At 72.2% G+C, this 20231-nt stretch carries 23 protein-coding genes; 10 read left to right on the top strand and 13 right to left on the bottom strand.

From position 1 onward, the window contains the following. Window positions 1-7: 7 nt before the first annotated feature. Window positions 8-970 carry an MBL fold metallo-hydrolase gene (locus BDW27_RS21250; RefSeq protein ID WP_017543154.1) on the bottom strand — a complete coding sequence of 321 codons (963 nt, stop codon included), beginning with the start codon at window positions 968-970 and terminating at the stop codon, window positions 8-10. Between the two features lie 260 nt (window positions 971-1230). On the opposite strand from BDW27_RS21250, the gene BDW27_RS21245 reads away from it, so the two are divergent. The 3 genes from BDW27_RS21245 to BDW27_RS21235 all read left to right on the top strand — a co-directional run bounded on the left by BDW27_RS21245 (window position 1231) and on the right by BDW27_RS21235 (window position 3785). Further along, window positions 1231-1770 carry a MarR family winged helix-turn-helix transcriptional regulator gene (locus BDW27_RS21245; RefSeq protein WP_017543153.1) on the top strand — a complete coding sequence of 180 codons (540 nt, stop codon included), beginning with the start codon at window positions 1231-1233 and terminating at the stop codon, window positions 1768-1770. Window positions 1771-1816: 46 nt separating this feature from the next. Continuing rightward, complete coding sequence (locus BDW27_RS21240; protein WP_110051304.1) at window positions 1817-2653, top strand: aminoglycoside phosphotransferase family protein; 837 nt, start codon at window positions 1817-1819, stop codon at window positions 2651-2653. Between the two features lie 76 nt (window positions 2654-2729). After that, window positions 2730-3785 carry an aminotransferase class V-fold PLP-dependent enzyme gene (locus tag BDW27_RS21235; RefSeq protein WP_110051448.1) on the top strand — a complete coding sequence of 352 codons (1056 nt, stop codon included), beginning with the start codon at window positions 2730-2732 and terminating at the stop codon, window positions 3783-3785. A gap of 38 nt (window positions 3786-3823) precedes the next feature. Here the strand turns inward: BDW27_RS21235 and BDW27_RS21230 are convergent, their stop codons facing one another. From BDW27_RS21230 to BDW27_RS21215, 4 genes are all read right to left on the bottom strand, one after another. Then, window positions 3824-4282 carry a nitroreductase family deazaflavin-dependent oxidoreductase gene (locus BDW27_RS21230; protein ID WP_017543150.1) on the bottom strand — a complete coding sequence of 153 codons (459 nt, stop codon included), beginning with the start codon at window positions 4280-4282 and terminating at the stop codon, window positions 3824-3826. 98 nt (window positions 4283-4380) lie between these two features. Continuing rightward, entirely contained in the window at window positions 4381-5685 is a 1305-nt protein-coding gene (locus BDW27_RS21225) for a GNAT family N-acetyltransferase (protein ID WP_110051303.1), read from the bottom strand. A 197-nt stretch (window positions 5686-5882) separates the two neighbouring features. Beyond that, the gene (locus BDW27_RS27285) at window positions 5883-6032 is read right to left on the bottom strand and encodes a hypothetical protein (RefSeq protein ID WP_158543594.1); all 150 of its coding nucleotides are present in this window, start codon (window positions 6030-6032) and stop codon (window positions 5883-5885) included. Window positions 6033-6368: 336 nt separating this feature from the next. Continuing rightward, a complete protein-coding gene (locus tag BDW27_RS21215) occupies window positions 6369-7652 on the bottom strand; it encodes a GNAT family N-acetyltransferase (RefSeq protein ID WP_110051300.1) in 1284 nt (427 codons plus the stop codon). A gap of 169 nt (window positions 7653-7821) precedes the next feature. On the opposite strand from BDW27_RS21215, the gene BDW27_RS21210 reads away from it, so the two are divergent. Beyond that, the gene (locus BDW27_RS21210) at window positions 7822-8814 is read left to right on the top strand and encodes an N-acetylglucosamine kinase (RefSeq protein ID WP_110051298.1); all 993 of its coding nucleotides are present in this window, start codon (window positions 7822-7824) and stop codon (window positions 8812-8814) included. 120 nt (window positions 8815-8934) lie between these two features. Next, window positions 8935-9753 (top strand): siderophore-interacting protein, encoded by an 819-nt coding sequence (locus BDW27_RS21205; protein ID WP_110051296.1) that lies wholly within the window; start codon window positions 8935-8937, stop codon window positions 9751-9753. Between the two features lie 7 nt (window positions 9754-9760). Here the strand turns inward: BDW27_RS21205 and BDW27_RS21200 are convergent, their stop codons facing one another. Continuing rightward, on the bottom strand, window positions 9761-11119 hold the full coding sequence (locus BDW27_RS21200) for an NAD(P)/FAD-dependent oxidoreductase (protein ID WP_110051447.1): 1359 nt from the start codon (window positions 11117-11119) through the stop codon (window positions 9761-9763). Window positions 11120-11430: 311 nt separating this feature from the next. Between BDW27_RS21200 and BDW27_RS21195 the strand changes: the two genes are divergently transcribed. Further along, window positions 11431-12063 (top strand): trimeric intracellular cation channel family protein, encoded by a 633-nt coding sequence (locus tag BDW27_RS21195; protein ID WP_110051294.1) that lies wholly within the window; start codon window positions 11431-11433, stop codon window positions 12061-12063. Between the two features lie 3 nt (window positions 12064-12066). On the opposite strand, the gene BDW27_RS21190 is transcribed toward BDW27_RS21195, so the two are convergent. Beyond that, a complete protein-coding gene (locus BDW27_RS21190; protein WP_233515881.1) occupies window positions 12067-12516 on the bottom strand; it encodes a VOC family protein in 450 nt (149 codons plus the stop codon). Window positions 12517-12582: 66 nt separating this feature from the next. Continuing rightward, a complete protein-coding gene (locus BDW27_RS21185; RefSeq protein ID WP_110051291.1) occupies window positions 12583-13500 on the bottom strand; it encodes a LysR family transcriptional regulator in 918 nt (305 codons plus the stop codon). 125 nt (window positions 13501-13625) lie between these two features. Here BDW27_RS21185 and BDW27_RS21180 point away from each other — a divergent pair, with 125 nt between their 5' ends. The 4 genes from BDW27_RS21180 to BDW27_RS21165 all read left to right on the top strand — a co-directional run bounded on the left by BDW27_RS21180 (window position 13626) and on the right by BDW27_RS21165 (window position 16349). Next, window positions 13626-14549, top strand: coding sequence for a threonine/serine dehydratase (locus BDW27_RS21180; RefSeq protein ID WP_110051289.1), 924 nt, complete (start codon window positions 13626-13628; stop codon window positions 14547-14549). A gap of 152 nt (window positions 14550-14701) precedes the next feature. Continuing rightward, window positions 14702-15373, top strand: coding sequence for a 1-acyl-sn-glycerol-3-phosphate acyltransferase (locus BDW27_RS21175; RefSeq protein WP_110051287.1), 672 nt, complete (start codon window positions 14702-14704; stop codon window positions 15371-15373). A 287-nt stretch (window positions 15374-15660) separates the two neighbouring features. Continuing rightward, entirely contained in the window at window positions 15661-15954 is a 294-nt protein-coding gene (locus tag BDW27_RS21170) for a helix-turn-helix transcriptional regulator (RefSeq protein ID WP_017543138.1), read from the top strand. Beyond that, on the top strand, window positions 15951-16349 hold the full coding sequence (locus BDW27_RS21165; RefSeq protein ID WP_110051286.1) for a VOC family protein: 399 nt from the start codon (window positions 15951-15953) through the stop codon (window positions 16347-16349). The genes BDW27_RS21170 and BDW27_RS21165 overlap by 4 nt, the downstream gene beginning before the upstream one ends. A 16-nt stretch (window positions 16350-16365) precedes the next feature. On the opposite strand, the gene BDW27_RS21160 is transcribed toward BDW27_RS21165, so the two are convergent. From BDW27_RS21160 to BDW27_RS21140, 5 genes are all read right to left on the bottom strand, one after another. Further along, complete coding sequence (locus BDW27_RS21160; RefSeq protein WP_110051284.1) at window positions 16366-16890, bottom strand: copper chaperone PCu(A)C; 525 nt, start codon at window positions 16888-16890, stop codon at window positions 16366-16368. 28 nt (window positions 16891-16918) lie between these two features. Next, window positions 16919-18151 (bottom strand): Dyp-type peroxidase, encoded by a 1233-nt coding sequence (locus BDW27_RS21155; RefSeq protein WP_017543135.1) that lies wholly within the window; start codon window positions 18149-18151, stop codon window positions 16919-16921. Then, window positions 18148-18759 carry an SCO family protein gene (locus BDW27_RS21150; protein ID WP_110051283.1) on the bottom strand — a complete coding sequence of 204 codons (612 nt, stop codon included), beginning with the start codon at window positions 18757-18759 and terminating at the stop codon, window positions 18148-18150. The genes BDW27_RS21155 and BDW27_RS21150 overlap by 4 nt, the downstream gene beginning before the upstream one ends. A 65-nt stretch (window positions 18760-18824) precedes the next feature. Continuing rightward, window positions 18825-19391 (bottom strand): RNA polymerase sigma factor, encoded by a 567-nt coding sequence (locus BDW27_RS21145; protein ID WP_017543133.1) that lies wholly within the window; start codon window positions 19389-19391, stop codon window positions 18825-18827. Between the two features lie 166 nt (window positions 19392-19557). Further along, window positions 19558-20124 (bottom strand): hypothetical protein, encoded by a 567-nt coding sequence (locus tag BDW27_RS21140; RefSeq protein ID WP_199560725.1) that lies wholly within the window; start codon window positions 20122-20124, stop codon window positions 19558-19560. Between the last annotated feature and the right edge of the window lie 107 nt (window positions 20125-20231).

Below are 20231 nucleotides of genomic sequence, written 5' to 3'. Positions count from 1 at the left end.
GGGCCGGTCAGCCCTGGAGCTGGGCCCAGACCTCGCGGTCCCGTTCGGCGGTCCAGATGACGGGGCGCTCGATGCCGGAGAACTCGTCCCACAGGCGCGAGACGTCGAAGGGCAGGCAGTGCTCGAAGATCGGCCAGTGGCCGTAGTCGTCGACCAGGGCGGCGTGGGTGGCGGTGAAGGCCTCCTTGAGGGTGCCGCCGCGCTCGTGGACGGCGCCGACCTCGCGGATCATCACGTCGAGGAAGTTGCGGGTCTGCTCGATGGCGGCGTCGACCTCCTCGCGGCCCCGGCTCACGGCGCCGCGCCCGCCCACGAGCATCTCGGCTCCGAGGGCCTTGACGCGGTCGAGGGTGGCTCCGGCCCAGTCCCTGTGGAAGGCGTCGCCGGTGTAGAGGGCGGCCTGGGCCTCGACGAGGTCGCCGGCGAAGAGGATCTTCTGCTTGGGCAGCCAGGCGACGATGTCGCCCTCGGTGTGGCCCCGGCCGAAGTACTCCAAGACCAGTTCGCCGCGATCGCCGCCGAGGTCGATGGTGGTGCGGTCGGCGAAGGTCTGGGTGGGCCAGGTCAGGCCGGGGACGGAGTCGGCGTCCTTGGCCAGGCGCGGCATGCGGCCGAACTCGCTGGCCCAGTCCTCCTTGCCGCGCTCGCGGATGAGCTCGTGGGTCAGCTCGTGCGTGAGGATGACGGTGGCGTCGAAGGCGCTGGCGCCCAGGACGCGGACCGCGTGGTAGTGCGAGAGCACCAGGTAGCGGATGGGCTTGTCGGTGTGCTCGCGGAGCTTGGCGAGCCACTCCTTGGCGGCGGTGGGGGTGGCCAGGGCCTCGAAGGCGACCACGAAGTCCTCGCCCTCGATGGCGCCCACGTTGGGGTCCCCCTCGGCGGTGAGGGCGTAGACGCCGTCGGCCAGGACCTCCAGGGTCTGTTCCTTGACCTCGGTGTCGGCGGATGAGGCGAACGGCTTGGCTGCCATGGTCAGACCCTTCACTCGTCGCGGGCGACTGCCGCCGCCCAAATGATCAAACGTTTGATGAACCAGACCATAACGTGCTCCACGCCACAGGGCCAAGAGGCCCACGTCCACCGGGGTGGTGATGCAGATCACCCCAACAGGCTACTCGCCGTGCCCGTCATGTCACGGGCCGAACCTCCCTCGACGGAGAGCGACCGGGCAGCGACGGAGAAGTCACGACGGGACGAACACCGAACCCGCCCCGTACTAGGCTGGTCGGCGTGACTCACAACACGGCACCCCCCGACGAGCTCACCTTCTGGTCGTTCGTGGACTACGCGGTGCACAAGGCCGAACGGGAACTCCCCACGGTCAACGCCGAGGCCATGCGCATGGTCCTGACCCTCAACAGGGCGACGAGCATGGTGGTCTACGACCTGGAGTCCTCCGTCCACCGCCCCCGGGGATGGACCTGGCCGGGGTTCCGGGTGCTCTTCGCCCTCTGGCTGGCCGGACCCATGGAGGCCAAGACCACCGCCGAGATCTCCGGCATGAGCCGCGCCGCGCTGTCCGCCCTGCTCAACACCCTCGAACGCGACGGCCTGCTCACCCGCGAACGCGCCACGCACGACCGCCGCGCCCTCCAGCTCAGCCTCACCGAGTCCGGGTACGGAGCGATCCTGGGGGTCTTCCGCGCCCACAACCGCCGGGAGAGCGCCTGGGCGGAGGCCCTCGAACCCGAGGAGCGCCTCGAGCTGGTCCGCCTGCTCAACAAACTGATGGCCGGGTCCACCGACGCGCAGGCCAAGTTCCGCAACTGACTCCTCCCCCAGGCCGGGACGGCACACGTAGAGAGGACCCACCACGATGCGGGAGCCGCAGTTCGGGCGGGCGGTGGCCGCCGCCACCTCCGTCGCCACCTCCCTCGGGCTGGACGCCGACGAAGCGGTCGTCCTCCACGACTCGAACAGGCTCACCCTGCGCCTGCTGCCCTGCGACGTCCTGGCCCGGGTGGCTCCGGCGGAGCACGGCGTGGCGCGGTACGAGGTCGAACTCGCCCTGCGGCTCGCCGCCACCGGGAGCCCCGTGGCCGCGCTCGACCCCCGCGTGACCCCCGGCGTCCACGAACGCGACGGCTTCGAGGTCACGCTGTGGACCCACCACGCGCCGGTGCCCGCCACGAAGGTTCCCCCACCCGACTACGCCGACGCGCTCGCCCGCCTGCACCACGGCATGCGCGCGGTCGACCACCCCTCGCCCCGGTTCACCGACCGCGTCGCCAGGGCGCGGGGCCTCGTCGCCGACCGCGACCGCACCCCGGAACTGACCGCGCCGGACCGGGAACTGCTCGCTCGGGCCCTGGACGACCTCGAACGAGAGGTCACCGGGCACGGCGCACCGGAACAGCTCCTGCACGGCGAGCCGCACCCCGGCAACCTGCTCGCCACCGCCGAGGGACCGCTCTTCGTCGACCTGGAGACCTGCTGCCGCGGGCCAGTGGAGTTCGACCTCGCCCACGCCCCCGACGAGGTCGCCGCCCACTACCCGGGTACCGACCCCGAACTGCTGCGTGCGTGCCGACTCCTCGTGCTGGCGATGATCACGGCCTGGCGCTGGGACCGGGACGACCAGTTCCCCGACGGCCGTCGGTGCGGCGCGCAATGGCTCGCCCTCCTGAGGGAACAGGTCAGCGCCCCGGGCTGAACCCGACGGCGGAAAGAGTCCAATCTCGGTGAAGTGGCCCTTGCCCCACCCCACCGCGCCTGTGAGCATGCGGAACATGGACCAGACCGCACGCACGCGCCTCAAGCAGGCCCAGGGCCAGTTCTCACCCGAGGGCACCTACCTCAACTCCGCCACCCACGGTCTGTTGACCCACCGGGCCCGGCAGGACCTGGAGCGCAACCTTCGGGAAGTGGCCTCCGGGCGGTTCTCCCCCGGCTCCGTCGACGGGGTCGTCGACGCCGCGCGCTCCACCTACGCCCGGCTGGCGGGGGTCGACGCCGACCGGGTCGCCGTGGGCACCCACACCTCGCAGTTCGTCGGGACGGTCGCCGCGAGCCTGCCGCCCGGCGCGGAGGTCCTGCTCGCCGAGGGGGAGTTCACCTCGGTGGTCTTCCCGCTGATGGCCCGGCAGACGGACGGCGTCCGGGTCCGCGAAGTGCCCTTGGAGCGCCTGCCCGACGAGGTCGGCCCGAGCACCACCCTGGTGGCGGTCGCGGCCGTGCAGTCGGCCACCGGGCTGATCGCCCCGCTCCAGGACCTGCGCGCCGCGTGCGCCGACCACGGTGCCCGCCTCCTGCTCGACACCAGCCAGTCGGCGGGGTGGCTGCCCGTTCCCCTGGACGGCGTGGACTACGTCGTGTGCAGCACCTACAAGTGGCTGCTGGGACCGCGCGGGGCGGCCTTCCTCACCGGGACCGACGAGGCCCTGGCCGCACTCTCTCCCCTGGCGCCCGGCTGGTACGCGGGGGCGGAGCCGTGGGACGCGCTCTACGGTGGGCCGCTGCGGCTGGCCTCGGGGGCGCGACGCCTGGACCTGGCCCCCGTGTGGCCCGCGTGGATCGGTCTGGCACCGGGCCTGGACCTGCTCGCGGAGGTCGGACCGCAGACGGTGCACGAGCACGACGTCGCCCTGGCCGACCGGTTCCGCGACGCGATGGGACTGGAGGGCACCGGTTCGGCGATCGTGTCGCTCCCCGTGCCGGAGGGGACGGCCGAACGCCTCGGTGAGGCGGGGATCGCCGCCGCCGTCCGGGACGGTCGGCTCAGGGTGGGGTTCCACCTGTACAACACGGATGAGGACGTGGACCGCCTGGTCAGCGCACTGACCTGAGAAGCCGGCGCCCCTCCGGGAGGGGCGCCGGCCCGGAGTCAGCCGGTTCGTTCGACCACGAACACGGGGATGACCCGGTCCGTCTTCTTCTGGTAGTCGGCGTAGGGCGGGTAGGCCTCCACGGCGCGGTCCCACCACCGCTGCCGCTCCTCGCCCTGGACTTCCCGGACGCGGGCGGCGAAGGGGGTGGGGCCGTCCTGGAGCGCGACCTCGTCGGGGGCCGCCCGCAGGTTGGCCACCCACGCGGGGTCCTGGGGCGCCCCGCCCTGGGAGCCGATCACCGCGTAGGCGCCGTCGTGCTCCACCCGCATGAGGGCGGACTTGCGGACCTTTCCGCTGCTGCGGCCGCGTGTGCTCAGGATGATCACCGGCATGCCGGTGTCCATCAGCGTGTTGCCCTCCTGACCACCGGTGCGCTCGTAGAGCTCCACCTGGTCTCGGACGAACTTCGACGAACTCGGCTCGTACTCGCCCTGGAGTACGCCACTGGCGGTCATCGCTCTCCCCGGTGTTCGGCTACGGAGTCCACCCCCGATCGTGCCATGCCCGTCCCCCGCGGTGGAGGCCGACTCGCCTCCCTTCCCGAGGGCCCCCGTCAGAAGCCCTGGTCGCAGAAGGGGGCCTCAGGCCGGAAGAGGGCCGTGTCCAGGCCGAACACCGATCCCGGGGTGTGTTCGGTGATCAGCCCGGTGCGCAGGTAGCCGGAAAGGGTGTTCGCGCCCAGATGGACGGCGCCCAGGTGGGACACGTCCAGCGACAGGTCCGGGGCCCGCGAGGTGCGTTCGCAGGTGGCTCCGTTCCGGTCCGCGCGCAGCCTCCAGCGGCCCTCGTTCCAGGGCGCGTGCCGGTCCGAGACCTCCAGGACCACGTCCGCCGGGACGGCGTAGGAGCGCTCCGCGAGGGCCCCGGGCACGTCCACCAGCCGCACCCACAGGGAGTCGTCGAACCGGGTGACCAGCCGCTTGGGATCCGCGAGCAGGAAATGGAGCGGGTCGTCCTGCGCCATGCTCTCGAAGACCAGCTGGGTGACGAGGTCCCGGCTGAACAGGTGCTCGTACAGGGCGGTCCAGGCCTTCGGTGTGGTGGCCACAGCCTCCTCCACGTGCAGTCGGGCGCAGGGGTTGGCGTTCTCCCAGCGGTCCCGGGTGCGGTGGAGCGCGTACCCCAGTGGTCCTTCCGGACCGTGTACCACGGCCGCCTTGAGAGAACTCCTCCCCGCGCGGTCGTCGGGGGTGTCCGCCAGAGCGCGCTCCCAGAACGCCGGGGAGCGCTGGAGTCGACCGACCTGCCGAGCGGTCGCGGCTGCGTGGACGCGCTCCAGGTCCGAACGGGCCCGCGAGGCGCGGACGAGCTCCACGGAGAGATCGGCGCCGCGAGGCGCGTCGGGGCGCAGACGAGCGTGGGCGTAGGCCAGTTCGCCCTTGTACTCGCTGTTGGCGGGACCATAGCCGAAGCGGCCGTAGATAGAGCCCTCGGAGGCCCACAGGATCGCGAGGTTCTCGCCCCGGTCGCGGATGTCCGCGAGCTGGCGGCGGATCAGGGCCGTGAGCACACCCTGGCGACGGCGGGTGGGCCACACGCCGACCCCGGTGATCCCCGCGACCGGCCGGGAGCCACCAGGGAGCGTCATCCGGAAGGAGAACGCGTTGACCGAGCCGATGACCCGGCCGTCCCTGACGGCACGTTCGTCCTCAGCGTCCCGTTCGGACCGGCCTGACTCGATGGCCACCAGCAGGCGCCCGAAGTCGTCTTCGGCCAGCAGCGGTGTGAGACGTGCCAATGAGGTGGCACGGTCATCGGAGACCACGAGTGCCTCCCCCACGGTCTCGACGACAGCGGAGAAGTCGTCCTCGCCACCGGAGCGAATGCTCCAGTCACGCCCCAAGGCGGCCTCGTCCATGTCGTCGTTCCCTCCGATGTGCGTCCCGCGCCCGATCAACCAGCGTGGGCTCGTTCTACCAGTCGGCCGGGGAGGGCAGCCAGTGGATTTACGCGGCGCAGGACACAAGCGTGTGAAGAGGCGAACCGGCCCCCGGGACCCCACGCCACGTGTTCGCGCGGGGTCCCTTTCACCGTTGCGCACAGGACGCGTTCGGGTCAGAGGCTGACGTAGATGGGATCACTGACCAGACCGACGAGGCTGCCCCCGACCCCGATCCCGATGAGAGATCCGGCGGCGGTGGCCGGTGCGGAGAGCCCTGCGGTCAGGGCGGCGATCAGGGCCAGCACGGTGATGATGCGGCGCATCGGTCTCCTCAAAGGTCGTTCCGGGGTTCCTTCAGCCCCAGAGTTCCCCCGCCACACAGGCATGAAAACACTTTGACCTGCAACAACACCTCACCTTGACCACAAGGTGAGTCAGGCCGCGAGTCGCCCGGGGCCCGGTTGCCCGGCCAACGGAGGAAGGACCGCGGCGCGGAGGTTCACCTCGATGGGCCGGATCATCGACCCGCCGTGGGATCGGCCTCTCCCGTCCACGCCCGGTGGGCTCACGAGGACCGCGCGCTCGCCGTCCAGGTGGACGATGGGGTGCCCCGGCGCGCACAGTTCGCTCGACCAGGGCACCCGTGTCTCATCGGCCCTCTAGAAGATGACCCCGCAGAAGGGTGCGTCGATCCGGTGCAGGGCCGTGTCCAGACGGGCCACGGCGCCCGGGGTGTGTTCGGTGATCAGGCCCGCGCGCTGGAAGCTGGTGAGCGTGGTCTGGCCGAGGTGCGCGGCGCCGAGGTGGGACACGTCCAGGGACAGGTCCGGGTCCGCGTCGGTGAGTTCCACGCGGGCGCCGTCGGTGTCGGCCTTGATCCGCCATCGTCCCGCGTTCCACGGCGCGTAGCGGTCGGTGACGGCCACGACCCCCTCGAAGGGCGCCGCGTAGGGGCGCTCGGAGAGGGCCCCGGCCAGATCCACCAGCCGGACCCACAGGGAGGTGGAGTGCTTGGCGACCGCACGGCCACGGTCCGGGAGGAGGTGGTGGAGCGGGCAGTCCACGGGCAGGAACGGGAAGTACACCTTGGCGACGAGGTCCCGGCTGAACAGGTGCTCGAACAGGGCGGCCCAGGCGGCGGGGGTGGTGGCGGTGATCTCCTGGACGTGCGCCTCCCCTTGAGCGCCGTCCTCCTCCCACCTGGCCTTGACCCGGTACAGGGCGTACCCGAGGGGCCCGTCCGGGCCGCCCACGACAGCCGCCATCAGCGGGGCCTTGTCGCCCCGTCGGACGGGGCCGTCGAACAGCGCGCGGTCCCACCAGGGCTTGGTGCGGCGGAACTGGCCGACCTGGACCTCACAGACCGCCTCGTGCACGCGTTCGAGGTCGGTACGCACCCGCTCCGGTTCGCGCAGGACCACGCGCAGGTCCGGGTCGCGGGGCGCCTCGGCGCGCAGCGCGCCGTAGGGGCGGGTGAGGGTCGTGTCCAGTTCCGTGCAGGCGTTGCCGTAGCCGAAGCGCTCGTAGATGGACCCCTCGGAGGCCCACAGCGCGGCGTAGCGCACGCCCGCCGCGTGGATGTCGGCGAGCTGGCGGCGCATGAGGGAGCTGAGCACCCCCCTGCGGCGGTGGGTGGGCCACACTCCCACGCCGGTCACCCCGGCCACGGGGACGCGGCCGGACGGCATGGTCATCTCGAAGGGGAAGTGGTTGGTGGTGCCGATGACCTCGCCCTCGGCCTCGTCCACGGCGATCAGGGCCCGTTCGTAGCCCAGCTCGTCGTGCAGCGGTCTCATCCGCTCCAGCAGGCTGTCGACGTCCTCCGGGAACAGCAGGCTCTGCCCGAAGACCCTGGCCGCCTGGGCGAATTCCTCGGCGTCGGTGTGGCGTACGGTCCAGCCCTGGTGGGGTGCGGATGAGTCCGCCCTCGTCTTGTCGCTCATGGCTCAGGCTTACCAGTGGTCACGAAGCCGCGGCCACTGGTTTTGGGCGTGGTGTGGGCCTCCTCCGACGTAGTGGGGTGCGGTGTGAGTAAGGCGGGCGGGGGTGGGGCACGCTCTGGTCGTGACGACACGACGAAACCCCTCCCCCTCCCCCACGCTGGTCGTCGGGGTGGACGCGGGGGGCACCACCACCCGTGCCCTGGTGACCACACTGACCGGCGAGCGCCTGGGCGAGGCCAGGTCCGGGGGCGCCAACCCCAACACGCACGGCCCCGAGGTGGCCGCGGAGCGGCTGACCGAGGCGATCGGCTCCGCGCTGGACCGGGCGGGTCCCGGGGCACGCGACGCCGTGGCCGCCAGCGTGGTCGGGCTGGCCGGGTACTCCGGGCTGCGCGACGTCAGCGTGCGCGCCCGGCTGGACAAGGCCCTCGCCAAGGCGGGACTGAACCCCACCGGTGAGGAGTTCTCCGGCGACGACACCGTGGCCTTCGCCTCGGGGACCTCCGAGCGCGACGGCACGATCCTCATCGCGGGGACCGGGGCGATCGCCACCCGGATCGAGGCCCGGACCCGCAGCAGGTCGGCGGACGGCATGGGCTGGCTGATCGGCGACGAGGGCTCGGCGTTCTGGATCGGCCACCAGGCGGCCCGGGAGACCGCGCGCCAGTTGAGTCGCGGTGGCGACCTCAGCCCCCTGGCCCGCACGGTGGCCAAGCGGGTCATCCCCGGTCAGCGGCCGAGCGGCCCCGACCAGTGGCCCGAGGAGCACGCCCGCAACTTCGCGCGCACCCTCACCGCGGCCCCGCCGATCAGTCTCGCCGAGCTCGCTCCGTTGGTCTCGGAGGCGTTCCTGGTCGACGACCCGGCGGCCGTGGTGATCGTGAACGCCGCCGCCGGTCACCTGGCGCAGTCCGTGCACCAGGTGCGGGTACCCGGGGAGCACCTGCCGGTGGTCCTGTCCGGGGGCGTGCTCACCCGTTCGGGTCCGGTCAGGGAGGCGCTGACGCACAAGCTCACCATGGGGACCGGAGCGCCGGTGCTCCAGGCGGGGAGCACGTCGGGTGGCGCCGCCTGGTTGGCGGCCCTGCGTGCGGGCGCCAGCGAGCGCGACGTGGACCTGCACGGTGCGTTCACCCGTCCGGAGGGGTGGTCCGGGGACTGAGTCCCACCCCGGTTTGCCCGACGCTGTCACGGCACCCTACTGTGTGTCCGGTTAGGTTTACCTAACCCAAACAGAGGGGGCGTCGTGACGGAGCGGCAGGAGAGTCCGAGAAGGACGACCGTGCACACGGGACGGGTCGAGCGTGTGGAGCGGCTGACCCCGCACATGGTGCGGGTGGTCCTGGGCGGTGAGGGGTTGTCCGGCTTCGCCACGAACGGCTGGTCGGACAGCTACGTGAAGCTGCTGTTCCCGGCTCCGGAACCGGGCGACCCCGAAACCTACGACCTCGACGCGATCCGGGCCGAGCGCCCCCGCTCGGAGTGGCCGGTCACCCGTACCTTCACCGTGCGGTCCTGGGACGCCGGGACCCACGAGATGACCATCGACTTCGTGTACCACGGCGAGGTCGGTCTGGCCGGGGTGTGGGCCGCCGGCGCCCGCCCCGGCGACCGGCTGCGCCTCCTCGGTCCCGGCGGCGGTTTCGCCCCCGACGCCGAGGCCGACTGGCACCTGCTGGCCGGGGACGAGAGCGCCCTGCCCGCCATCGCCGCCAGCGTCGAGGCCCTGCCCGAGGGCCGCCCCGCGCACGTGTTCGTCGAGGTCGACAACGCGGCCGAGGAGCAGCACCTCACCGATCGCCCGGACGTCCATGTGACCTGGCTGCACCGCGACGGCGGCGTCCCGGGATCCCTGCTGGTCCCGGCCGTGCGCGGGCTGGAGTTCCCGTCCGGGGAGGTGCGGGCCTTCGTGCACGGCGAGGCGAACTTCGTCCGCGACCTGCGCCGCCTGCTCCGCGTCGAGCTGGCCCTGCCCAAGGAGCACCTCTCGGTCTCCGGTTATTGGCGGCTGGGCCGTGACGAGGACGGCTGGCAGGCCTCCAAGCCGGAGTGGAACCGGAGTGTGGAGGCCGAGGAGGCCGCCGCTCTCGGCGCGCCCTGAACCCGGTTCACAGGTCCAGGGCGTCCAGGGCGATCAGGTAGCCCTCGTTGAAGGTCGGGAACTGCGGGATGGTGTCGCGCAGGGCGGCGATCGGCAGGCCCAGTCGGATCGCGAGCGCGGCGGTGTGGATCCACTCCGAGGCCTGCGGCCCGAACGCCCAGGCCCCCACGAGCACACCGTGTTCGCGGTCGGCGACCAGCCCCAACGAGCCGCGCGGGTCGGTCTCCATGGTCCAGGGACGGGCCAGCGCGGCGGTCAGGTCCGTCTCGGAGGTGGCCACGTCGATCCCCCGGTCCCGGGCCTGCGCGGAGGTCAGGCCGACGGCGGCGATCTCCGGGTAGGAGAACACCACCCGGGGGACTCCGGTGTAGTCGGCGACGTGGTCGGTGCCGAGGACGTTGTCGCTGATCACCCGCCCCTGGTACTTGGCCACGTGGGTGAACATCGAGCGGGCCGTGACGTCCCCGGCGGCCCACAGCCCGGGCGCGACCCGGCAGTGGTCGTCCACCGGAAGGGCCTTTCCGTCCAGTTCGACGCCGAGCTCGGCCAGCCCGAGCTGGTCGCCCCGGGGTTCCCGCCCGGTCGCCAGGACCATCACGTCGGCCCGAACCCGTTCACCGCCGGACAGCACGGCGAGGACTCCGTCGCCGTCCCTCGTCACGGAGGTGACCTGGCTGCCCAGGTGCACCGTGGTGCCGTCCCGTTCGAACTGGTCACTGATCAGCTCGCACAGCCGGGGTTCCTCGCGGTCCAGCAGCCGGGGTCCGCGCTGGACCACGGTGACGCGGGCGCCCATACGCGCCAGGAAATGGCCCAGTTCGACACCGACCGCGCTGCCCCCGACCACCAGCGCGCTGCCGGGGATCTCGGTGAGGGTGGTGGCCTCCCGGTTGGTCCACAGCACGTCCGGGCCCAGGTCCTCCAGGCCCCCGATCGGCGGGACCAGGACCCCCGATCCCGTGGAGACCACCACGTGGTCGGCGGTGTACTCGGCGTCGCCGACCGCCACACGCCAGGGGTCTCGGCCGACGATCCGCGCGTCGCCGCGCAGGACCAGGGCACCGCGTTCCTCGTAGCCCTCCGCCTGCTTGGAGTCGTCCAGGTGGCGGATCATCTGGTCGCGGTAGGCGCGCAGGGCGGGCCACTCCAGGGCCGCCTCTCCGACCCCGGCGGCCCCGTCCGCCTCGGCGCGCACCTCGGGTGGGCGCAGCAGGGTCTTGGTGGGGACGCAGGCCCAGTAGGCGCACTCGCCTCCGATGAGGTCGCGTTCGACCACAGCCACCCGCTGACCGGCGGTGAGCAGACGGTCCGTGACCGTCTCCCCTCCGGGCCCCATGCCGATCACGATCGCGTCCAGGTGTTCCATGTTGCTCGCTCCGCCCGTGGTCCGGTGGTTCACTCCCCGATGGTGTCCGGCCGCGCCGGGCCGGAGGGGAACCGACACGCGTGTCGGTTCCCCGGACGGAGCGATCCCACTCCGGATCGCGCCGCCTGATCCGTCCGGCCCCGGCTCCGGTGGTGCGGCGCGCCGTTCCCGGCCGCGCACGCGGGACCCTCCCGGGCGTGATGGAATAGCCGATCGGCGCAGACCTCCTCCGCGTCTGCTCGCCCCGCACCTCACCTCGTCACCCCGTACCGCGCTTCGTCGCGCACCGCACAAGGGACCTCCGCACGGCCATGTCCACGCTCGACCTGCTTCTCCTCCTCGACCTCCTCGGTGTTTTCGCCTTCGCGCTCGATGGATCGTTGACGGCGATCCGCACCGCGCGGGTGGACATCGTCGGGGTCATGGTGCTGGGGATGGTGACCGCCCTCGGCGGCGGCATCATCCGCGACGTCCTGCTGGGCGAGACCCCGGCCACCTTCCAGGACTGGCGGTACCTGGTGACGGCGCTGGCCGGAGGGACCCTGGCCTTCTTCCTCAGCCGTCAGCTCACCCACCTGAGCAAGCCCATCCTGGTGTTCGACGCCGCCGGGCTCAGCCTGTTCGCCGTGATCGGGGCGACCAAGGCGCTGGAGTTCGGCTTCGGACCGCTCCAGGCCGTGCTGTTGGGCGTCATCACGGGTGTGGGCGGCGGCACCATCCGGGACGTGCTGCTCAACCGCGTGCCCACGGTGCTCAGCGCCAACTCGCACCTGTACGCGATCCCGGCGATGGTCGGGGCGTCGTTCGTGGTGCTCGTGGACCTGACCGGATTCGGCCCGGGCTGGATCGCGGTGATCGGTTCACTGCTGTGCCTCACCCTGCGCCTCCTGGCCCTGCGCTACCGCTGGAACGCCCCGAACCCGCCCGGCGCTCCCCCGCTGTAGGGGTCAGGACTGGACGGTGACCTGCCACAGGTGCCCGTCGGGGTCGGCGCAGACACCGTCGTAGCCCCACGGCCGCCGCTCGGCCGCGTTGACCACCTCTCCTCCCGCCTCGCGGACGCGGTCCAGCAGCGCGTCGACGTCCGCCTCGGTGGGCAGCACCCTGGTCATCAGGCACTCGCTGGTCCCGGGCCGGGCGACCTGGCGCGTCTCCCCCAGGACCCAGGCGAGGCCGTCCGTGGGGATCAGTGTCAGCACGGCGTGGTCGTTGACCCGGATCCGCAGCGGTTCGGGCACTCCGTCCTCGGCGGGCTCCCCCAGGGCCTCGAACCCGAAGGCCTCGCGGTAGAAGACCATCGCTCGCCACCGGTCGGCGATGGGGAGGGCGATCTCGAAGGGGTTCGTGGTCATGGTCGTCCGTTCGTCGGGCTCGGCGTCCGTGGTGTCACGGAGCATGGTCACCGGTACCGACCCCCGGTGTCGTCGAAACTCATCGGGCCGGAGCCGCCCCCTTCTGGCGGATCAACGCGGAAGTCGGGTCCGGAGGCTGCGGGCGGCGGTGCGGCGCAGGGTGGCGACCATGCCGGGGACCGGTTCGGGCGGGCGCGGACGGTGCACGGTGTAGATCTCCCGAGCCAGCCGGGCGCCGTGCAGGGGTCGGCTGACCCAGCCTCCGCCGTACGACGCGTCGAGGATGCTCTGGGGGATGAGGGCGATCCCCACCCCGGCCGTGATGAGCGCCAGGGCCACCTCGTAGTCGCGGGTCTCGTAGGCGACGGTCAGGCGCACCCCGGCCGCCGCCGCGGCGGTGTCCAGGCTGACCCGGTTGTGGATGCCGGGGGCGCCGCAGATCCACTCCTCGTCGGCCAGGTCCGCCAGGGAGGGTTCGGTGTCGGTGACGGGGTGTCCGGTGGGCGCCACCACCAGGAGGGGGTCCACCAGGAGGCGTTCGCGGTGCAGACCGTCTGCGCGCGGCAGCGGCACCCCGGGGTAGCGGTGGGTGATGAGCAGGTCGAGGTCGCCGGAGGTGACCAGCCCGAGGCCGCCCGGCGGTTCGATGTCGGACAGCGACAGCCGCACGTGGGGGTGTTCGTGGCCGAAGGCGGCGAGCGCCCCGGGGAGCAGGACCTTCCCCGCGCTGGCGAAGGCCCCCAGGGACAGGCGGTCGGCGCGGTCGCCCGCGACGGCGCGGACGGCGGCCTCGGCGTCGCGGAGTTCGCCCAGGACCCGTTCACCGTGTTCGAGCAGGACCTCGCCCGCCCTGGTCAGGGTGGCTCCGGTGCGGCCGCGTTCCACCAGGCGGGTGCCGACCTCGCGTTCCAGCTTGGTGAGCTGCTGGGACAGGGCGGGCGGGGTGAAGGAGAGCCGGTCGGCCGCGGCCGCGATCGACCCGGCGTGCGCGATCTCCACGAGTACGCGCAGACGGTTGGCGTCCAGCACGCGACCACCTCTTCCCTCCAGGCACGACGCGGAACGTACAGGACAAAGTCTGACACAAAGGTCCGCTTAGCCTTCCTTAGCAGCCTCCACTTTGCGTTCCTGGTCAGGAGCGGCAGAGTGGGAGCATGAGCACCACGACCGCGCCCGCCGTACCCACGGCCACCGACGTCCGAGCCGCCGCCGAACGCATCGCGCCGTACGTCCGACGAACCCCGGTCATGCGTGCCGAGATCGACGGTCGTCCCCTGACCCTGAAGCTGGAGCACCTCCAGCGCACGGGAGCGTTCAAGCTCCGTGGCGCTCTCAACGCCCTGCTCGGCGGTGAGCCCACCGACCGGGTGATCACCGCCTCCGGTGGCAACCACGGCCTCGGCGTGGCCACGGCCGCGAGCATGCTGGGCGTGCACGCCACGGTGTACGTTCCCGAGACGGTGCCCGAGGCCAAGGCGGAGCCGCTGGCGGCCACCGGCGCGGAGATCGTCCGGGTCGGCGAGCAGTTCGCGGTGGCGGCCGAGGCCGCCGTGGCCCGCGCGGAGTCCGAGGGCGTGCGCTACCTGCACGCCTACGACGACGCGCTGGTGGTGGCCGGTCAGGGGACCGTGGGTCTGGAGATCACGGCCGACGCGCCCGAGTGCGACTCGATCGTGGTCGCGGTGGGCGGTGGCGGGCTGGTCGCGGGGGTGCGGCTGGGCGCCGGGGACCGCCGTGTGGTCGGGGTCGAGCCCGAGGGCTGTCAGAGCCTGGGGGCGGCGCTGGCGGCCGGACAGCCGGTCCGGACCCCCGTGGACTCGGTCGCCTCCTCGGCCCTGGGCGCGGCCATCCTGGGCCGGGTGCCCTTCGAGGTGCTGCGTCAGCATCCGGTGACGCCCGTGCTGGTCAGCGACGCCGAGATCATCAGCGCCCAGACCCGTCTGTGGCAGGAGTTCCGTATCGCCGCCGAACCCGCCGCGGCCGTCCCCTTCGCCGCTTGGCTGGCCGGACGCGTGCCCGGCGACAACCCCTGCCTGGTGGTGTGCGGAGCCAACGCCGACTGGCGCCCGCACGGCTGAACTCCGCGTCCGCGCGACGCCTCCAACCTCCCAATTCGTCACGATTTGGCCCGATACGTGACGTGCGGCACTCTGTGTGCCGCCGGTCATCATTACCGGCGAGTCACCCTTACATTGAGGTCGGCCACGTCCGACAACACAAGGGAGAACACGTGCTCTACGGTGCGTTGCGGCAGACCGCGGCGGTACTCGCCCGGACCCTGTGCCGACCGACCATCGAGGGCCGTGAGAACGTCCCAGCCACCGGTGCGGTCCTGCTCGCCAGCAACCACCTGTCGTTCGTGGACAGTGTCGTCATCCCCCTGTCGGTCACCCAGCGCCCCGTGCGCTTCCTCGCCAAGTCCGACTACTTCGAGGGCACCGGGATCAAGGGGCGGGTCACCCGGACCGTGTTCGGTTCCCTGGGCGCCATGCCGGTCCAGCGCGGCAACGCACGCGACGCCATGGTGTCGCTGGAGATGATGCTGGACCGCCTCAACGAGGGCGAGGCCTGTGTGGTCTATCCCGAGGGCACCCGTTCCCGTGACGGCCGCCTGTACCGGGGCCGCACCGGAGTCGCCCACCTGGCCCTGGAGTCCAAGGCGCCCATCGTGCCGGTCGCGGTCTCGGGCACCCAGCAGGTCCAGCCCATCGGCGCCAACATGCCGCGCCCCCGCCCCTTCACCGTGCGCTTCGGCGAGCCGATGGACTTCTCGACCGGCTTCGACAGCATGGCCCCCGGCAAGGCCCGCCGGGTGATCACCGACGAGGTCATGGACGCCATCCACGCGCTGTCCGGCCAGGAGCGGGCCAACGAGTACAACAGCTACGGCGGCGACGAGTAACGAGCGGGGTCGGGCGAAGGCGAAGCGGGTCCCGACAGGGTCCCTCCCGCCTTCTTGTCACCGCGTCCTCAGTCACGCGCGAGAACCCGCCCCGCTGGCGGAGGGGCTGACCGCATCCAGCCAACTGGGCCTGGTTCTGGCGCACGGACGGTTCCACGCCGCGGTCGACCGCCCCGCCCGAGCTCCTGGCCGGGGTCCACGGGGCGTAGGACACCAACGGTTCAAGAAATCGCAAAACACCAGTCCACGACTTGATAGGCAAGTAAGCACTTGCCTATAGTGGGCGCGTGTCCGACGAACTGTTCAAGGCCCTGGCCGATCCGACCCGGCGACTGATCCTCGACGAACTCGGTGAACGGTCCGGGCAGACCCTGTTCGAACTCTGCACCCGGCTGATCACCAAGCACCAGCTCAACATGTCGCGCCAGGCGGTCTCCCAGCACCTCGCGGTCCTGGAGGGTGCCGGACTGGTCGAGAGCAGGCGCGAGGGGCGCTACAAGTTCCACACCATGAACCCGGCACCGCTCACGCACATCGTCGAGCGGTGGCTCGGGCCGGACCGACCGGAGAGCGACTCATGAGAATCCACATCAACAGCGTCTTCGTGGACAGCCAGGTCAAGGCTCTGGACTTCTACACCAACGTCCTGGGCTTCCGGAAGAAACACGACGTACCACTGGGCGCGCCCGAGGAGGAGAACCGCTGGCTGACCGTGGTCTCGCCCGAGGCCCCCGAGGGTGCCGAGCTCCTGCTGGAGCCCTCCGGCCACCCCGCCGTGGGCCCGTACCGGGAGGCCCTGGTCAACGACGGCATCCCGGTGACCCAGTTCCAGGTGGACGACGTCCACGCCGAATATGAGCGACTGCGCGCGCTCGGGGTCACCTTCACCCAGGAGCCGCTCACCATGGGCCCGGTCACCACCGCCGTGCTGGACGACACCTGCGGGAACCTCATCCAGCTCGTCACCCCCGCCTAGTTCCCGCGCGGATCCGTCAGTGGTGGGCGCCGTGGTCCGCCTCGTCCGGGGTCGGGCCGGTCATCTCCTGCACGGGGACGTCCAGCTCGATCTCGGTTCCGCTGGCGAAGCCCAGCGTGACGGTGACGGAGTCCCCGACGAAGAGGGGTTCGGGGATGTCGTTGACCATGACGTGATAGCCGCCGTCGACGAAGGTGGTGGTACCGCCCGCGGGGACGGGGATCTCGTCGAGGGTCCGCATCACGGCGGCGCCCGAGTCGGAGGTCTCGGTCGTGCACAGTTCGGCGTCGGGCGAGGCGTCGGTGCGCACGTCGACCACGGCGTCCGCGGTGGAGGCGTCGGTGTTGGTGATCGCCATGTAGACGACACCGACCTCGGGGTTGGCCGGTTCGGGCATCCAGGCGTCCTCGACGATGAGCGCGTCGACCTCGGCGCCGCCCCGTTCGGGCGTCTCGACGACGGCCTCCCGCACGGCGGTGTCCGTGGAGCAGCCCGTGACGAACAGTGCCAGGGCCAGCAGGGTCAGGGTGTGTGTCTTCATGATGGTGTCCTGTGTGTCGGTCGGCCGGTCACCAGAGGGTGTGGGCCGGGTGGGAATCGAGGGCTGGCGGCACCGCGAAGACGGCGCTCCCCTCGTGTCGGACATAGGTGTTGAGGGCGTCCCCGCCCCGGTCGAGTTCGTTCTGGACGGCGGTGAAGCCCGTGCGCGGGTCGGCCTGCCAGGCGGTGAACAGCAGCCCGGCCTCGCGCTGACCGCCCCTCCAGCCGAGGTCGTAGTTGAACCCGCGCCGCAGCATGCGTGCGCCGAGGGTGCGTTCCGGACTGGCCAGGCGGATGTGGGCGTCGGCCGGGACCACCGGGTGACCGTCCGCGTCCCTGGCGGCGAGGTCGGGGAGGTCGTCCTCCCGATCGCGCCCCAGGGGCGCGCCGTCCGACAGGCGTCGGCCGATCACGCGCTCCCGGGCCTCGGGCGCGAGGTCGAACCAGTCGTCCAGCAGCATGCGGACGCGCCGCACCACCACGTAGCTCCCGCCGTCCATCCACGCGGTGTCCGGCTCGGGGTGCGCGGCCAGGACCTGGGGGCCGAACGCCGCCTCCGAGGGCTCGGGGTTGACCGTGCCGTCGACCTGGCCCATGAGGTTGCGCGGGGTGGCCGAGGCGTCCCGGGCGGTGGCGGCGGCGCGCTGGAACCCGGGCAGGGACCAACGCACGGCGGCCCGGTCGCGGACCAGCCCGAGCAGGTGCTCCACGGCGGCGCTGACCACGAGCGGGTCCTCGGCTCCCACGTGCAGCATCAGGTCGCCCCCGCACAGGGCGGGGTCGAGCCGGTCCGACGCGAACGCGGGCAATTCCTCCAGGGGTGCGGGTCGCCGGTCGCCCAGACCGGCCCGGTCCAGCAGGGCGCCGCCCAGGCCGAGGGTGACCCCCAGTGAGGCGGGGCTCAGTCCCTGGGTGGGCGCGCCGGGCGCGAGTGCGGCCAGCCCCCTCTCGTGCAGTTCACGGGCGTGCTCACCCCAGAGGGCCAGGACCTCGCGGGCCTGTTCGGAGACCTCTCCGGGTTCCTCGGCGCGCAGGTCCACGGCGACCACGTGGACGTGGGCCGGTGTGGGGGTGAGCAGCGCGGGCGGACGCCCGTCCTCCGGTCCGCTCCGGGACAGCGTCAGGTCGCGGGCCGGGTCCTCGCCTCCGGGAACGCGCGCGGCCCCGGCACCCAGCAGCCCCCCGGTGGTCAGGCCCACGGCACCGGCGGCGCCCAGGCCCGCAAGCAGGCCGCGCCGGGAGACCCCCGTCCTGGGGCTCACAGCAGCTCCGAGCGCAGAACGGGCAGCAGCGGGGCGATGTCGTCGGCGCCCACGCCCTCGTCGAACATGCCCGCCGCCTCACCGCCGGGGGTCAGCACCAGGATGCGGCCGCCGTGCGAGACGAGGTACTCGCCCTCGGTGACCTCGGGGGCATCGATGGGCACGCCGTAGTCCAGGGCGGCCTGCACGGTGTCGTCCACGTCCCCGCGCACGCCCTGGAAGTCCGGGTCGAAACGGTCCAACCAGGAGCGGAGCTGGGCGTCGGTGTCGCGCTGGGGGTCGCTGCTCACCATCACCACGTCGAACCCGTCGGCGTCCTCTCCGGCCTGCTCCAGGGCGACGTTGATCTCGGCCATGGTCATCGGGCACACGTCCGGACAACTCGTGTAGCCGAAGAACAGCAGGGTGAGCCGGTCGTCGGCGACGTCGGTGAACCCCCAGGGCTCCCCGTCGACGGTGGCGAGCTCGATCCCGGACGCGGCCATGGGCTGGTCGGAGAGGTCGAGGTAGTGCTCCGCCTCCGCCAGGTCGGGCCCTCCGCAGGCGGTGGCGGCCACCAAGGCGGCCGTTGCGACCGCGAGGGCGCGGATCGGGTGTCGGGTTCTCATCGGGTGGTTCCTCACGGGACGGTGGTTCGAACGGGTGGGACACGGGGGGTCGGCGAGCGCGGCGCTCACGCCGCCTCCCGCACCAGGCGGGCCAGGTCGCGGCGGCCCCGGGCCACCCGCGAGCGGACCGTGCCGATCGGGACGCCGGTGAGCGCCGCGACCTCGGCGTAGGGCAACCGCTGGACCTGGGTGAGGACGAAGGCGGTGCGCCGGTCCTCGGGCAGGTCCTCCAGCAGGGAGACCAGGGCGAGGTACTCGTCGAACCGCCCGGGCTCAGCCGAGTCGGCGCCGAGCACCCGCTCCCAGTCGTCGACCGGTTCCGTGCGGGGTGAGCGCTCGCGGCTGCGGTAGCGGTCGGCGACGGTGTGGCGGGCCACGGACAGCAGCCAGGCCCGCACGGGGGCCCGTCCGGCGTATCCGGGCAGCCCGCACATGGCTCTGTGGAAGGTCTCTTGAGTGAGGTCCTCGACCCAGGCGGGTTCGACCCTGCGCGCGATGTAGCGGACCACGTCGGCGCGGGTCAGGGTGAACAGGGCGTCCATCGCCCCGGGAACCCCCGCTCTGGCGCGCTGGGCCAGCGGGGCCAGGTCGGGGGGTGTGTGGACCGTGGTGAAAGCGTCACTACGGGTCATGGGTCTCGTGCTTTCTGTCACCGCCCGCGCGGCCGCCCCGCCGTCTCTGGACAGCGGGGGCCGCGGGGTGTTCTGGGCAGGTGGCGCCGAGGGCACCACGGGGGACACCGGGAGGACGGCCTGACGACGCCGGGTGCTCCATGCCCCGGCGCGGTGGAAACCTCGGTCAGGCGGCCAGAACGGGCGGTGGTCCGCGCAGGACGCGGGAGTGGCACAGATAGGGCGGGCGCGTGCGCGGGTGCTGGTCGGCGGAGGAGAACCGCACGGACGTGGTGGCCCGTGTGCTCGGAACGGCGCCGACCACCAGCAGCAGCGGGATCAGCGAGAGCGCCATGAACCGCAGGAAGGCGAAGAGGGCGTTCTCACCCAGGTGCAGCCACCAGGCACTGACCAGGGCCATCACCAGGTGCATCGAGATCATCGCCCAGGCGGGCATCGGGTCCTGGACCAGGACCGCCCCGGTGTGGTCGGCGTGGCCCGCCGCCTGGGTGTAGGAGAAGGTCACGTGCAGGGCGAGCTGGCCCCACAGCATCCACGCGGTGAGCATGCCGGGGCCGTGCCTGCGGCCCGACAGCACCCACGCCACGGCGAGGACCACGGCCGTGCCCAGCAGGAGGCCGGTGAGGGGGACGTCGTGCCCCGAGCTCACCACATGGCCGACCGCGGACAGGCTCACGCACACCAGGGTGAACACCCCGGTGCGCAACGGTCGGCACAGTTCGCTCTCGGACATGGTCCCCACATCGTCGCACCCGTCGCCGCGCGGCCGCCAGGGGGGTGGGGATCGCCGGGCCCCTGCGCGAGGTCCTCCACTATGCTCGCTTGCGTCCCCGGAGTCAG

Origin of the sequence: Nocardiopsis sp. L17-MgMaSL7, assembly GCF_003182025.1 — a bacterium.
Lineage (GTDB): Bacteria > Actinomycetota > Actinomycetes > Streptosporangiales > Streptosporangiaceae > Nocardiopsis > Nocardiopsis prasina.
Note: the sequence above shows the minus strand (reverse complement) of the source record. Positions and strands in the feature narration are given on the sequence as shown.